The sequence below is a fragment of the Aristaeella lactis genome (assembly GCF_018118585.1).
GTDB classification, from domain to species: Bacteria; Bacillota; Clostridia; order Christensenellales; family Aristaeellaceae; genus Aristaeella; species Aristaeella lactis.
In genome coordinates this window covers 3280463-3295287 of record NZ_CP069421.1, presented here as the reverse complement: position 1 = coordinate 3295287, position 14825 = coordinate 3280463, and the positions used below count along the sequence as shown (strand labels likewise).

Annotated in this window: 13 protein-coding genes; 5 read left to right on the top strand and 8 right to left on the bottom strand. The window is 54.3% G+C overall.

What is annotated here, in order from left to right; translation table 11 throughout:
* Positions 1-77: 77 nt before the first annotated feature.
* Both glmS and JYE50_RS14855 read right to left on the bottom strand, forming a co-directional pair.
* Positions 78-1946: a glutamine--fructose-6-phosphate transaminase (isomerizing) gene (gene glmS, locus JYE50_RS14860; protein ID WP_084095764.1), complete on the bottom strand. Its 1869-nt coding sequence runs from the start codon at positions 1944-1946 to the stop codon at positions 78-80.
* A 344-nt stretch (positions 1947-2290) separates the two neighbouring features.
* The gene (locus JYE50_RS14855; protein WP_179138313.1) at positions 2291-4291 is read right to left on the bottom strand and encodes a family 20 glycosylhydrolase; all 2001 of its coding nucleotides are present in this window, start codon (positions 4289-4291) and stop codon (positions 2291-2293) included.
* Between the two features lie 150 nt (positions 4292-4441).
* Here JYE50_RS14855 and purC point away from each other — a divergent pair, with 150 nt between their 5' ends.
* Positions 4442-5152, top strand: coding sequence for a phosphoribosylaminoimidazolesuccinocarboxamide synthase (gene purC, locus JYE50_RS14850; RefSeq protein WP_084095762.1), 711 nt, complete (start codon positions 4442-4444; stop codon positions 5150-5152).
* A gap of 152 nt (positions 5153-5304) precedes the next feature.
* On the opposite strand, the gene JYE50_RS14845 is transcribed toward purC, so the two are convergent.
* The gene (locus tag JYE50_RS14845) at positions 5305-5709 is read right to left on the bottom strand and encodes an RrF2 family transcriptional regulator (RefSeq protein ID WP_084095761.1); all 405 of its coding nucleotides are present in this window, start codon (positions 5707-5709) and stop codon (positions 5305-5307) included.
* Between the two features lie 151 nt (positions 5710-5860).
* Here JYE50_RS14845 and JYE50_RS14840 point away from each other — a divergent pair, with 151 nt between their 5' ends.
* Positions 5861-7048, top strand: coding sequence for a cysteine desulfurase family protein (locus tag JYE50_RS14840; RefSeq protein ID WP_084095760.1), 1188 nt, complete (start codon positions 5861-5863; stop codon positions 7046-7048).
* Positions 7049-7066: 18 nt separating this feature from the next.
* The gene (nifU, locus tag JYE50_RS14835; RefSeq protein ID WP_084095759.1) at positions 7067-7456 is read left to right on the top strand and encodes a Fe-S cluster assembly scaffold protein NifU; all 390 of its coding nucleotides are present in this window, start codon (positions 7067-7069) and stop codon (positions 7454-7456) included.
* A gap of 56 nt (positions 7457-7512) precedes the next feature.
* On the opposite strand, the gene JYE50_RS14830 is transcribed toward nifU, so the two are convergent.
* The 5 genes from JYE50_RS14830 to JYE50_RS14810 all read right to left on the bottom strand — a co-directional run bounded on the left by JYE50_RS14830 (position 7513) and on the right by JYE50_RS14810 (position 13064).
* Entirely contained in the window at positions 7513-8289 is a 777-nt protein-coding gene (locus JYE50_RS14830; RefSeq protein WP_084095758.1) for a hypothetical protein, read from the bottom strand.
* A gap of 270 nt (positions 8290-8559) precedes the next feature.
* Positions 8560-9780: a dicarboxylate/amino acid:cation symporter gene (locus JYE50_RS14825; RefSeq protein WP_084095757.1), complete on the bottom strand. Its 1221-nt coding sequence runs from the start codon at positions 9778-9780 to the stop codon at positions 8560-8562.
* A gap of 87 nt (positions 9781-9867) precedes the next feature.
* The gene (locus JYE50_RS14820; protein WP_084095756.1) at positions 9868-11172 is read right to left on the bottom strand and encodes an O-acetylhomoserine aminocarboxypropyltransferase/cysteine synthase family protein; all 1305 of its coding nucleotides are present in this window, start codon (positions 11170-11172) and stop codon (positions 9868-9870) included.
* A gap of 369 nt (positions 11173-11541) precedes the next feature.
* Positions 11542-12372 (bottom strand): AraC family transcriptional regulator, encoded by an 831-nt coding sequence (locus tag JYE50_RS14815; RefSeq protein ID WP_283399197.1) that lies wholly within the window; start codon positions 12370-12372, stop codon positions 11542-11544.
* Positions 12373-12446: 74 nt separating this feature from the next.
* A complete protein-coding gene (locus JYE50_RS14810; protein ID WP_084095754.1) occupies positions 12447-13064 on the bottom strand; it encodes a flavodoxin in 618 nt (205 codons plus the stop codon).
* A gap of 442 nt (positions 13065-13506) precedes the next feature.
* Here JYE50_RS14810 and JYE50_RS14805 point away from each other — a divergent pair, with 442 nt between their 5' ends.
* Both JYE50_RS14805 and JYE50_RS14800 read left to right on the top strand, forming a co-directional pair.
* Positions 13507-14166 (top strand): amino acid ABC transporter permease, encoded by a 660-nt coding sequence (locus tag JYE50_RS14805; RefSeq protein WP_084095753.1) that lies wholly within the window; start codon positions 13507-13509, stop codon positions 14164-14166.
* Positions 14147-14821, top strand: a complete 675-nt coding sequence (locus tag JYE50_RS14800) for an amino acid ABC transporter permease (protein WP_084095752.1) — start codon at positions 14147-14149, stop codon at positions 14819-14821. The genes JYE50_RS14805 and JYE50_RS14800 overlap by 20 nt, the downstream gene beginning before the upstream one ends.
* The last annotated feature ends 4 nt before the right edge of the window (positions 14822-14825 follow it).

Sequence of the window (14825 nt, the reverse complement as noted above, 5' to 3'; positions counted from 1 at the left end):
GCGTGAAGCGGCTTTGGTAACGGCGATCGCAGCATTCTGAATTCTGCATTCTGCATTGTCGAATGACATGTTCCATGTCATTCGACCGTCACACTCTTTGCCAGGTTCCTCGGCTTATCCACATCCAGGCCCCTGTTCACGCTGGTGTAGTAACCCAGCAGCTGCAGGGGAACAATGGCCAGCGAAGCGATAAAGTGCTCATCCGTTTTCGGCACATACACCGTGAAGTTCACGGAATCCTCCACGGAGAAATTACCGTTTGTGGTCACACCCATCAGGTAAGCGCCCCGGCTCTTGCACTCAAGCATATTGCTCAGGGTCTTTTCAAACAGGCTGCCCTGTGTCAGCACGCCGATCACCAGGGTGTTCTGCTCGATCAGGCTGATGGTTCCGTGCTTCAGTTCGCCTGCCGCGTAAGCCTCGGAATGAATGTAGCTGATCTCCTTCATCTTCAGGCTGCCTTCCAGGCTGATCGCGTAGTCAAGCCCCCGGCCGATGAAGAAGATATCATGCGTGTTCGCGATCTTGGAGGAGAACCACTGCAGCCGCTGCTTTTCTTCCAGCACCCGGCCGATCTGGTCCGGGATCGCGTTCAGTGCCTCCAGGAAACCGGTTTCCTGTTCTTCCGTGATCTGCTTCCTGACCGCTGCCATCTTCACGGCCAGCACGTCCATGGCGATCAGCTGGGCGCTGTAAGCCTTTGTGGTTGCCACAGCGATCTCCGGTCCCGCCAGCGTATACAGCGTATGATCCGCTTCCCGCGCGATCGTGGATCCGATCACATTGACCACTGCCAGCGTCATGGCGCCGCGTTCTTTCGCCACCCTCAGGGCAGCCAGGCTGTCCGCTGTCTCACCGCTTTGGGAAATAATGATCACCAGCGTATCCGGAGCCACCGGAATGCTGCGGTACCGGTATTCGCTCGCCAGTTCCACCCGGACCGGAATCCTCACCAGGTCTTCGATCACATACTGGGATGCCATACCTACATGCCAGGCGGAACCGCAGGCCACAATATCGATGCGGTTTACCTGCCTCAGCATCTCATCGGTCAGTCCGGTTTCCTCGAGAGTGATCTTTCCGTCCTTGACCAGGCTGTTCAGCGTATCCCGGACTGCCTTGGGCTGCTCGTGGATCTCCTTGAGCATGAAATGCTCATATCCGTCTTTTTCCGCTGCCGCGGCGTCCCAGGTGATCTCGGTCAGCGGCAGCTGAACCTCATCCCCGTTCAGGTCGTAGAACTTCACCTCGCCGGCGCTGATCCGGCCGACCTGCAGGTTATCGATGTAGTAAACATTACGCGTATATTTCAGGATAGCCGGAACATCCGATGCAAGATAGGAAGCGCCGTCCGCCGTCCCGATCACCAGCGGGGAATCCTTCCGGGCCACAAAGATCTCATCCGGATAATCCTTGAACATCAGGGCCAGGGCATAGCTGCCCCGGATCCGGACCATGGCCCGGGTAATGGCATCCACAGGACCGATCTTATATTTTTTATAGTAGTAATCCACCAGCTTCACCGCCACCTCCGTGTCGGTTTCGCTGTAAAAGGCATAATCGTGGCGCAGCAGCTTTTCCTTCAGTTCCGTAAAGTTTTCGATGATGCCGTTGTGCACACCCACCACGTCGCTCTCCACCGGGCCGCAGCCGGAGCCGGAGCAGTTGCCGCTCACATGCGGATGCGCGTTCACCATGCTGGGATCGCCGTGGGTAGCCCAGCGTGTATGGCCGATACCGCAGCAGCCGGGCAGAGCGCGTCCCTGGTCTGTTTTATCCGCCAGGTGATATAGTTTACCGGTCGCTTTCACCACTTCTGCCGGCGCCTTGCCGTCCCGTACCGCCAGACCGGCTGAATCATATCCGCGGTATTCCAGCCTCGCCAGACCGTCCAGCAGGATCGGCGCCGCCTGCACATGCCCTGTGTATCCAACTATTCCGCACATGTCACGATTCGCTCCTTTTTTTCACAATCACAAACACAGGAGTGACAACTCTTCACTCTTCACTGGTATCTCTGCATGCTTCACTGGTCTTTCTGCACTCTTTATGACTGTCCCTGAACTCTCAGAAAAACCAAAAAAAGAGTGCAGGGCATAACGTCTGCCTGACGCCTTTGCCCTGCTGCCCGTATGCTACCACTTCAGTGACCCTTCTGTCAAGCCGAATCCTTTGCGGGTAAGTAACCGTCACATTCGACGGAAGTCGAATACTTCACATCTGCGAAGCAGATATTTCACATTGTGCTAAGCACAATATTTCACGTTGACGAAGTCAACATTTCACTGCTTCAAAAAGTATTGTTTGCTTTTTGAAGCAATATGCCTTTCCCCGCTCCCGGTTTTCCGCCCTTCATGATCATCGCTTTCATTTTCCGCTGCAGTGAGGTGTCCTCCGGCAGTCTGCTGATATCCAGTTCTTTTCGTTGTCCTTCGGCCACGTAAAACACCCATTCCAGCGCTGCGTCATCTTCCGGATAAATTTCCTCCAGTTCAAAAGCTTCCTGGAACCGCAGGATCCTCGATCCCTCCGGCAGCAGGTCCTTCAGCGCCGGCGACAGCAGCCAGCTTTCACAGGTCTTCGGCGCGCCGGCCCACTCCGGGAACCGTTCCCGGATAAACGCGTCCGCATTTTCCAGCGAAGCGTTCATCCTTTCCGCCTCCAGCTTTGCGTCCGATGGTATATGCAGGCCGATCTCCTTCCGGCCTTCCTTATCTTCAGTCAGCTCATATTCCAGTTCACCGATCCGGAACAGCTTTGCTCCGATCTGCCGTGTGGTCCATCCGTACCGGTCAAATCCATCCCGTCCGTAGGACCGCCTGTGTTCCGAAATGAACCTTGAAAAACACTTCATTGTATCCATCCAGATCTCTTCCGGAATATCTTTCCATGCGCCGTATTGCCGGCTGTCAGCCGCGATCATCAGCTGGCGGATCAGGATACCGGCGCCGTTGTCATCCTCCGGTTCTTCCTGCCCGTGGATTTCCGCCCATACGCTGTCTCCGCCCTTCTGCACAAAGTCCCTGTCAATCCCAAGGCTTTCCGCCAGCCTTTCCGCGGCATCCAGCGAAACGATCTCCCGTTCCTTCCGCTCATACGCTTCCGCCTTTCCGGAAAAGATGGTCTGAATCTCTGCCTGCCGGTCTGCTTTCGCGGCATCCGGATCCATATCCCAAAGCTCCTCCGGTGCGCCTTTCAATCCTGTTATCGCTTCCCGTTCCTCCTCCAGTGCTTTCACCTTTTCCCGGAAGGTTTCCCATGGCAGTTCCTCTCCTGACATCTTCACGCTCACCGCCGTCAGCCGCGGGAACAGCTGCCATGCCGCCCGTTCCAGGCTGGCTATCCGTTCAGTCCAGAGCGGGCATTCCACTCCCAGGATCCTGTTCTCCAGTCCCACGGCATATTCCGGTATCCGGGGTGTTTCATGGATGCGCCTGACGTCGATCCTGCCATAGCAGTAATCCAGGTAGAAACTGTCTGTATCCGAGCGGATCACCGTTCCGCCGCTTTGCATAAAGGCAAGAGTCTCCTGCCGGCCGCCCATCCACTGCTGCACGATGAAGTGTGCCGGCAGCGGCCCGCCGGCCAGCACGTCGTTCCATACGATGGTCTTCCGTCCTTTTCCGGCCAGGTATTCACCGACCTCCATCAGAAGATCCCGCTGCAGGTCATCCTCGGACTGCAGTCCCTTTTCCCGGATTCGCCGCTGGCAGTCCGGGCACCGCCTCCAGCGGAACTTCAGCGCCTCATCCCCGCCGATATGCACCGCCGGAAAAGGAAACAGTTCCGTTACTTCATCCAGGATATCCTCCAGGAAGCCCAGCGTCTCTTCTTTTCCCGCACAGACCAGCGCCGGAAAAATACCGCCGGAGATCTCCACTTTTTCTTCCCACTTTCCCGTCTTCCCGCGCCTGCAGCCAAACTGCGGATAAGCCGCCAGCATGGCAGCCGCGTGGCCCGGGATCTCAATCTCCGGGATGATCTCAATGCCAAGGCTTTTGGCATATGCCACCAGGTCCCGGATCTCCTCCTGTGTATAGTATCCGCTGTTCCGTTCTGCTTCGGGTGTACCACCGAAAAAAGAGTCTCCCCGCACGGCGCCCTTTTCCGTCAGCAGCGGATATTTCCTGATCTCGATCCGCCAGCCCTGGTCATCCGTCAGATGCCAGTGCATCCTGTTCAGCTTCAGCACCGCCGCTGCCTGCAGCAGTTTCTTAATTTCATCCAGGGGCATAAAATGCCGGCATACATCCAGCATAAATCCCCTGTGTTCATGATCATTTTTGTTCATTCCGGTCATTTTTCTCCCTTCGGATTCTAACATTGTTTGAGTATACCCCAATGTGCTCTATGATACAAAGAAGGAACCGTCAGAACCCTTGACATTCTTCCCCTGTGCAGTATAATTCTCCCGTAAAAAATCACGCAGGAGGGCGCAGGCATGATCAAGGGTGAACAGCTTTATGAAGGAAAGGCCAAGAAGGTTTTCAGCACGGATGATCCCGAACTGCTGATCGTCGATTACAAGGACGACGCTACCGCTTTCAACGGCCTGAAAAAAGGTACCATTCAGGGCAAGGGTGTTATCAATAACCACATGAGCAACCTGCTGATGCAGCGGCTCGAGAAGAAAGGCATTCCCACCCATTTCGTAAAGGAACTCAGTGAGCGGGAAACCCTCGTTAAGAAAGTTTCCATCGTCCCGCTGGAAGTCATCATCCGTAACATCTCTGCCGGCTCTTTCTCCAAGCGTTACGGTGTAGAGGAAGGCATCGTTTTCGACGCTCCGACCATCGAGTTCTCCTATAAGAACGATGACCTGGGCGATCCCCTGATCAACGAGTATCACGCGCTGGCCCTGAAACTCGCCACAAAGGAAGAGATCGAGACCATCAAAAAGTATGCCTTCGCGGTCAATGAAGAGCTGAAAGCCATCTGGAAGCACGTTGGTGTGACCCTCGTGGACTTCAAGCTGGAGTTCGGCCGCCTGTCCGACGGCACCATCGTCCTGGCCGATGAGATCAGCCCCGACACCTGCCGTCTGTGGGACAGCGAGACCAACGAAAAGCTGGACAAGGACCGCTTCCGCCGCGATATGGGCGGTGTGGAAGAAGCCTATCAGGAAATTATGCGGAGGCTTACAGAGGCCTGAGCCGCTGGCTGACTGATAACGCTTCACCGGTATCTCACCACTGATAAAACTAACACCCTTTGCTGATTCAGCAAAGGGTGTTTTCTTGTGATTTCTTGTCTCCGCATGTCATTTGGAAAGCAGGAAAGCAGCATCTCACTGTGCCTGAAGCTTTATGCTTTAGGCACTAACTCGCTCAGTTTCTTCCGGTACAGGAAATCATGCACCAGCTGATCCAGCTCCTGCCACAAAGGCAGCGTCACGCAGCTGGCATACCGCGGACATTCTTCCGCGTCCTTCTGCAGGCAGGCCACCGGCGCCAGGGTTCCCTCCATCCGTTCCACGATTTCCCCGATGGAATACTCTTCCGGTTTCCGCAGCAACACATAACCGCCGCCCTTGCCGCTGGAGCCCTTCACCAGTTTCCCTTCCACCAGTTCCTTCACAATGATCTCCAGGTATTTCTTGGAGATTCCCTGCCTCTCCGCGATATCCTTCAGCGGAACCGGCTGTCCCTTTTCATTTTCCGCCAGATCAATCATTACCCGCAGGGCGTAACGTCCTTTCGTGGAGATCATACACTCACCTTCCAAAACAATTATTACCTATTTTACCGTAGGGTTAGTAGGCAGTCAAGTACTTCTGTTTTTTTTGCCTATTGACATAGTGGGTAAAAGGAAATATAATTCTCCTGCTGTTAAAGCAATAGCAAGCAAAGGAGCAGCCCAAATGAGTATTTACGCGGACCATGCCGCGACCACAGCCATGAGTGAGGCGGCCATCAACGCCATGACCCGCTGTATGAAGGAAGAATACGGCAACCCCTCCAGCCTGTACCGGATCGGCCAGCTGGCTAAGGAAACCCTGGAGAAGGCCCGTGAGGAAGTCGCCTCCGTGATCAATGCGGAACCTCGCGAGATCTATTTCACCTCCGGCGGTTCCGAGGCTGACAACCAGGCCATCCGTTCCGCCGCCCTGGCCGGAAAGAAAAAAGGAAAGACCCACATCATTTCCTCCGCCTTTGAGCATCATGCCGTGCTGCACACGTTGAACACGCTGAAGCTGGAAGGTTTTGACGTGACCCTCCTTCCCGTTCATGAGAACGGCATCGTCCGCCCGGAAGAAGTCGAAGCAGCTATCCGTCCGGATACCTGCCTGGTTACGATCATGTATGCCAACAATGAAATCGGCACAATCCAGCCCATCCGGGAGATCGGTACAGTCTGCCATGCTCATCAGGTGCTCTTCCATACGGACGCGGTCCAGGCCGTCGGTCCGCTCGCCATTGATGTAAAGGCGGAAAACATTGATTATCTTTCCGCCTCCTCCCATAAATTCCATGGTCCCAAGGGCGTTGGCTTCCTGTATGCCCGCAAGGGCGTGCCGCTCACGTCGCTGATCGATGGCGGTGCCCAGGAGCGTGGCCGCCGTGCAGGCACGGAAAACCTGCCCGGCATTGTCGGTATGACAACCGCCCTGAAGGAAACCGTTGCGGAACGGGAAGCTGAGGCCGCCCGTCTCACCGTCCTCCGGGACCGTCTGATCACCGGGCTGAATGAGATCCCCCATTCCGCCCTGAACGGAGACGCTGAAAAACGCCTGCCCGGCAATGTCAACTTCTGCTTTGAGGGCATTGAAGGTGAATCCCTTCTCCTTCTGCTGGATGAAAAGGGCATCAGTGCCTCCTCCGGAAGTGCCTGCACCTCCGGTTCCCTGGATCCCAGCCACGTGCTGCTGGCCATCGGCCGGATCCACGATGTGGCCCACGGTTCCCTGCGGCTGACGCTCGGCCGGGAGAACACCCCGGAGGATGTGGAATACATCATCTCCGCAGTCAAAGATGTTGTCGCCTACCTGCGCGGATTCTCACCGGTATGGCGGGATCTGCAAAACGGCAAAAGACCTTATATTCTGTAATTCGGGAGGATAAAGCATATGGCACTGTACAGTGAAAAAGTAATGGATCATTTCCTTCATCCCCGTAATGTCGGCGTCATCGAGGACGCTGATGCCGTTGGCGAAGTCGGCAACGCCAAGTGCGGAGACATCATGAAGATGTACCTGAAGATCAAAGACGATGTTGTGGAAGACGTCAAGTTCGAAACCTTTGGCTGCGGCAGCGCCATCGCTTCCAGCTCCATGGCCACGGAAATGATCAAGGGCAAACCCCTCTCTGAAGTCGGTAAGCTGACCAACCAGGCGGTCACCAAAGCCCTGGACGGTCTTCCCGCCCATAAGATCCACTGTTCCGTTCTGGCGGAGGAAGCGATCAAGTCCGCCCTGGAGGATTACGAAGCCCGGAAAGCTTCGAAAGCCAACGCTTGACTTTTCACTTTCACCTCAAAACGGCCTGCATAACGCAGGCCGTTTTCTTCTCTTTTTCAGTGATTCACCGCATACATTGCCGCTCGCCGGCTCTGAACATACAGTTCATATGTTACCTGATCATATTCCTCGTCTCTTCCCCGATCATGCGCATAATAAGGAGGTGAATCATTCCAGGAACCCATTCCGCCGAATACGTCCGCTTTCTCAACAGCTAATACTAACCGGGCAGTTTCCGGATTGAATAAGTGCCGGTCTCTTTCCATCCATTTCGGATAATCAGCTGGTTTTATTCCGCACAGGATTTCATATGCTTCACGGAAATCGCGGGCATAATGGTCAAACCCAATCTCATCGGCAAATGTTTCAATTTTCTTCAGTGCTTCTTTAAAATCATCTGTCGGATCATCTTCCTGTTCAAGGTACTCTATGCGCATGTTTTCCCAAAGGATTTCCTTATAGCATATATCCCACGCATGCGCTTCCTGGTTATATGACCAGGACGGTTTCCAGTAGGTAACTGCTCCTTTCCCATAGGCTGTCACAAGGCCCTCCGCCTCTCCATTGGCAAAGCCTGCCATTCGGGGATCATTATTAGCGACGGAAATATGCATCTTTACAGTTTTTATGTTTTTCTGCTGTAAGATCCTATACCAGTCCTGTACATTGGCTGCCGTTTTATTTTTTTTTGCAAAAAGAAACCCTTCTTCCAGAAATTCAAAGAATATGCTTCGATTACTATCCGGCATTATTAAAGATGATTCTGTGCCTTCTCTGATTCTTTTCTTCACATAGGACACTATTTTCATCATCTGATACATTGAACCATTCATATTGGTCACCGCCTCTTTGGTTTTCCTGATACTTTTCTGTATTACTTTACCATAAAAAAACGACAAGCCGTCAAATTACAGAATATTTTACATTTTGTTTACAACGCACAGGACGCGGTTCATGACAGGCCCGCTCCATGAGAAACACTGAAACAAAAAAACTGTCACACGGAGGGGAGCATTCATATGCATAAACGCATGAATAACCGATCGACGTTTAAAACGGCAGCACATTCCTGCGCCGCCGTTTTTTGATCCGTCAAATTCTTCTCACTGATGCAGTCTGCATGTTCTTTTCATGGCCACCGCGCTGGCGATATCCCCCAGCACATTGCAGCAGGTGGCGCCCGCATCCACCAGGATATTCACACTCACATACATGCCCATAATCCCGACCGGCAGTCCGGCAATCGCCGCCAGCGCCGCAAAGGACGCGATGGCGCTGTTCGGCACTCCCGGCGCGCCGATGCTCAGCAGCGTATTGCTCAGCAGCACCACTGCCAGCAGTCCGTACGGCAGATCCGTTCCGGTTGCGTTGGCGAAGAATACAATCATGAAGGACATCACGATGGACACAGCGTCCATATTGATTGTCGCCCCCAGCGGCAAAGCCAGGGAGGATATTTCGTTCGGCACTTCCATCTCGTCTGTGCAGCGTTTGCTGATCGGCAGCGTCGCGGAGGAGGATGCCGTGCCGAAAGCGTTCAGTGCTGCCGGAAGAGATGTCACAAAGAAGCGCTTCAGGCTGAATTTCCCGATTCCCTTAACCAGGACAAGACCGTATACAATCACAATATTCAGCAGCATCACCAGATACAGTGTGCCCAGCACCGCAGCCAGCGAAAGAATGGTCTGCAGCCCGTTCACATGCACCGTGCCGGCCAGGGAGCAGAACACGCCGACAGGCGTGGTATACATCACGGCGGAAATGATTTTCACGGAGATATGATCCACCGCTTCGCACAGTTTCACAAAGGGCTCCGCTTTGGGACCGAGCACCAGGCAGGTGATGCCGATGATGATCGCGAATGCCAGCACCTGCAGCATATTCCCGTTGGCAAAGGATGCGAACGGATTGGCCGGAATCAGATTTTTCAGCGTATCGAGCACACTGGTGAATTCTGCGGCCTGAACCTCCGCCTCCGCCATTTCCACCGCGACGCCTGCACCGATATTCAGCGCCTTGGGCAGGAACAGGCCCAGCAGGCTGGCAAACAGGGTGGTACCGATAAAGTACAGGAGGGCTTGTCCGCCCACCCTGCCGGTAGCTGAAACGCTGCCGATTCCCTTGATGCCCACGATCAGGGAGCAGAAAACCAGCGGATAGATCATCATGGTCAGTCCGTGAAGATAAACCGTACTGATAAAGCTCGTGACCGGCTCCGCCCAGGCAGGCATCACCAGTCCGAAAAGCGCGCCGAGGATGAGCCCGGCCAGGATCGCAAGGCTGAGCCTGATCGCCTTTTTATTCGTCTGATATGTTTTGGCCATTGTTTCTGTCTCCAGTCTGCGTATATTCACAGATATGACGAAGGGATGCGGGAGTAGCCGCACCCCTTTGCCATATCTCTTTTTTGCTTATTTGACTGCTTCGAACGCGGCGTCCAGCGCTGCGATCAGATCCTTCACATTCTCCGTGCCGATGGACAGACGGATCGTGTTGGGCTTGATGCCCTGGTCCAGCAGTTCCTCTTCGGTCAGCTGGCTATGGGTGGTGGTGAAGGGATGGATAACCAGGCTCTTCACGTCAGCCACGTTGGCCAGCAGGGAGAAGATCGCCAGGTTGTCAATGAACTTCTTGGCGGTTTCACTGTCGCCCTTCACTTCAAAGGTGAAAATGCTGCCGCCGCCGTTTGGGAAGTACTTCTTGTACAGTGCGTGGCTGGGTTCGCTTTCCAGGGACGGATGATGAACCGCTTCCACCTGCGGATGCTTGCTGAGGTAATCCACGATCTTCAGGGTATTCTCCACATGGCGTTCCACGCGCAGGGACAGGGTTTCCAGGCCCTGCAGGAACAGGAATGCATGGAAGGGAGACAGAGTGGAACCGGTATCCCGCAGCAGAATCGCGCGGATGTAAGTCACAAAGGCCGCGGGGCCGACAACATCATAGAAGCTGACACCGTGATAGCTGGGATTCGCGTCGCTGATCCACGGATACTTGCCGCTTTCCTTCCAGTTGAATTTTCCGCCTTCAACGATCACGCCGCCAATGGCCGTGCCATGGCCGCCGATGAACTTTGTCGCGCTGTGCACCACAATATCGGCACCCCAGTCAAGAGGCCTTACCAGGTAAGGTGTCGCGAAGGTGGAGTCCACCACCAGCGGAATGCCATGAGCATGGGCAATCTTCGCCAGCTTTTCAATGTCAGCGATATTGCTGTTGGGGTTGCCCAGGGTTTCCACATACAGGGCCTTGGTGTTCGGCTGGATGGCCGCTTCAAAAGCGCCATCTTCATCCGGGTCCACAAATGTGGTGGTAATGCCTGCAGTCAGCGGCAAGGTATGCTCCAGCAGGTTAAAGGTGCCGCCGTAGATCGTCTTGGAAGCCACAATATGCTCCCCGGCCTTGGCCAGTGCCTGGATCGTATAGGTGATAGCCGCAGCGCCGGAAGCAACTGCCAGAGCAGCGGAACCGTTCTCCAGGGCAGCAATGCGTTCTTCAAACACACTCTGGGTCGGATTGGTCAGCCGGCCGTAGATGTTGCCGGCGTCCCGCAGTCCGAAACGGTCGGCGGCGTGCTGGGCGTTATGGAAAACATAGGCGGCGGTGGCGTAGATCGGAACCGCGCGGGAATCGGTAGCGGGATCGGCCTGCTCCTGGCCGATGTGCAGCTGTTTGGTTTCAAAGGACCAGTTGGCGGAATTCTTAATATCAGACATTGTATTTATTCTCCTTTATTACTTTTTTGAATGTTTCCCGGAATCCGGATTCTTCATTATGAATTATGAATAAACATTCACATTCGGTTTCTGCTTAACTGTGCCGCCTTCAGCGTATGCCTGCACTTCATGGTCCTTTCCTCCTTGCCGGATCAGTAGCTTTAATTCTGAATTCTTCATTCTGAATTCTGAATTAAAGCTGCGCGTTTTTGCGTTGGCATTAATCTACTATATCAATGGGTTTTTGTCTAATACCGGGGATTAATAAAGAGCTATAGATTCGTTCTATAGCTTCTTGCCATGGTTGACCGCTGAAAAAGGCACCGGACCTTCCGTCCCGGTACCTTTCATTTCTGTCCCCCGCAGGGCTTATTTCTTTTCCAGCGGGATCCAGATATAGACCTTCATCTCCCCGGAATCCCCTTCCGGCGGCAGATAAACCTCGATATCATAATCCCCTGCCAGTTTATATCCCTTCAGCGACGGCAGCCACTCCGACCAGATTCTGGTATTCGTGTCCTGCAGTGTACTGATCGTGCATGGGAACTGGGCCCAAAAGCTTCCGGGGATCACCCGGGTCTCACAGCTCTCCGGGATGTCCTCCCAGGGAAAATAGAGATCTGCGATCCAGTAGTCAAAGTCCTTGCCCGTCATGTCTGTGCAGATGCCGAATGTCCCCATGACCGGGCGGTTCTCTCCCTGCGCCAGCCACTCGTCCCAGAATTTCGGGATTTCCTGGTAACTCGTATCTGAATTGAACGGTCTCTTTACACCGACGATCGTGAACGGTGCCTTTTCAACAATGCGGTAATCCATCATGCTTCCACCCTCCAGTGATACTTTAATATGCAGCGGGGCTAAAGACCGGAGAGGTGCGCCTTTCTCCCGTGCCTTTGATGGCTGGATGCCATGAAAGCGCTGGAAGGCTTTCGCGAAACTGTCCGGGGAATCATATCCGTATTTCAGTGCCGTATCGATGACCTTTGCATCAGTGCCCGAAAGCTCCTGTGCCGCCAGTGTCATCCGGCGTGCCCGGATATATTCCCCCACCGTCATCCCGCAGAGCGCGCTGAACATCCGTTGATAGTAGAACGGAGAAAGCGCGGCAAACCGGGCAATGTCCTCGATTTCCAGGGAACTGGCCAGGTTTCCTTCTATATAATCGATAGACTGTTGAAATCCTTCCACCCAGCTTTCCACTGCGTTCACCTCCCCTTGCTGCATTCACAGTATACTGCCGGGTGCATTTTCCGTCCCGACATCCTGTGCACTCATTATTCGGATGCTTCCGTTGTACAGATTTCCCGCACCCAGCGCGCGATGTCCTCCGCGTTGCTGCCTTTCTTTATTCTTCCGCCTTTTTCCCACTTCACGTCTTCTCCTGCTGCCTTCTGCAGGTTCACGGCACTGCTGCCGATCCCGGAGGAATTGGATGTGCAGAACGGAATGATCGTTTTCCCGGACAGGTCCACACTTTCCAGGAATGTATACATGATCTTCGGTGCCTGCCCGCTCCAGATCGGGTAACCCAGCCAGATCGTATCATATCGGGACAGGTCTTCCGGAAGCGCAGCTATGGCCGGCCGGATACTGTTGTCCTTCAGTTCCGTCATGCTGCGGGATTTGCTGTCGAAATAATTCAGGTCATCCGCGGTATAGGGTTCCTCCGCAGCAATCTCGAACATATCGGCTTTCAATTCTGCCGCAATGGCATAAGCCGCGGCTTTCGTCGTATCATCCGGCGAGAACCAGACCACCAGGATCCCGTTCTCCTCCGCCTCCGCTTCCGACAGTTTGTCAATTTCCAGCGTTGCCGAGGTAACAGCATCCTCCGCGAAAGCGCATCCGCAGGCCAGCATCAGGCTCATCAACAGGATCAGGACCTTCTTCATATACAAATATCTCCTTGCTTTATATACTCCGTCACTTACTGTATATTATACATGAATTGCTTCCGGGGGAAACTCCTGTCTTTTCTGCCTGTAAAAAGCAGGTATTATGCCAGCATGAGATCTTTTTTGTGTTTTCCTGTTTTTACCTATTGACATAGTAGGCTGATAGTGATAATATGCCCTCAAGCTTTCACACAGAAGCGTATGAAACAGAAAGGAGGCGCAGGCATGTTTACCGAAAAGGAAATCATTCTGAGGACCACCTGTCGAATGCTGATCTCCCGGGCATGTATTATGGCTGGGGCGTCAGCGTGTATGTGTCTGCGCTCTGAATGATCCGCCGCAGGATCGGATAAAGTCATATCTGCCCGGGAGCTTCAAAACGGCTGCCGGGCTTTTCTTTGAAGGCGGCCGCATCAGCAGGAAAGGAAGAAGCAGCGCAGTGGATTGGGCGTACATTGAAAAGGTTCTGCCGCTTTACGGGAAAGCCGCCTGGCTCACCCTGCGGACAGGTACCGCGGGCATCCTGCTCGCCACCCTTGTGGGTCTGCTGTGTGCCGCGGCACTCCACTGGCGGATTCCGGTGCTTCGCAGGATCACAGCCGCCTATGTGGAACTGAGCCGGAACACACCCCTGCTTGTGCAGTTATTCTTCATCTACTACGGTCTGCCGAAGATCGGGATCAAAACCAACCCGGAAGCCTGTGGTATTGCCGGTCTCGCCTTTCTCGGCGGCGGATACATGACCGAAGCCTTCCGCAGCGGCATAGAAGCTGTGGAGAAGATTCAGGAAGAGAGCGCCCTGAGCCTCGGACTCACCCGGAAGCAGGCCTTTCTCCATGTGATCCTTCCCCAGGCAGCAGCCATCAGCGTCCCCGCCTTCATGGCCAATGTGATCTTCCTGATGAAGGAAACCAGCGTATTCTCCGCTGTAAGTCTGATGGACCTTATGTTCACGGCCAAGGACCAGATCGGGCTTTATTACCGGACAACGGAAAGCCTGTTTCTGCTGGTCGGAGCCTACCTGCTGATCCTCCTGCCGCTCTCGCTGCTGGGGATCTTCCTGGAAAGGAGGCTGCGGCATGCCGGATTTGGGACTTGAGGTCCTTTTCAAGGGAAAAAACTTCGTCCGGCTGCTGGGCGGTCTCTGGGTGGCTCTCCGCATCAGCCTGATCGCCGCTGCTATCAGCATGGTCGCAGGCATCCTGCTGGGAATCGCCGCAAGCCGGAAACATTCCGTTTCTTCCGTTATCCTGCGCGTCTGGCTGGGCATTATCCATATCATGCCCCAGATGGTCCTGCTGTTCCTCATGTATTTCGGAACAACCCGGGCCTTCAACTGGAATCTTTCCGGAGAAGCGGCTGCCATCATCGTCTTTGCCCTCTGGGGAACGGCGGAAATGGGTGACCTGGTCCGCGGCGCGGTCAGCAGCATACCAGTCATTCAACGGGAAAGTGCGGAAGCGCTGGGGCTGAAACCGGCCCAGGTTTACCGCTGGATCATCCTGCCCCAGGCCGTACGGCGGCTGATTCCATTATCCATTAACCTGATTACCCGGATGATCAAGACCACCAGCCTGGTGACCCTCATCGGTGTGGTGGAGATCCTGAAGGTTGCCCAGCAGATCATTGAGGCCAACCGGAAGGCAAGCCCGAACGCGGCGTTCGGTGTCTACCTGACCATCTTCGTAATGTATTACCTGGCCTGCCGGCCTCTGAGCCTGGCAGCAAAGAAACTTGAAAAGCACTGGAGGTAAGCGC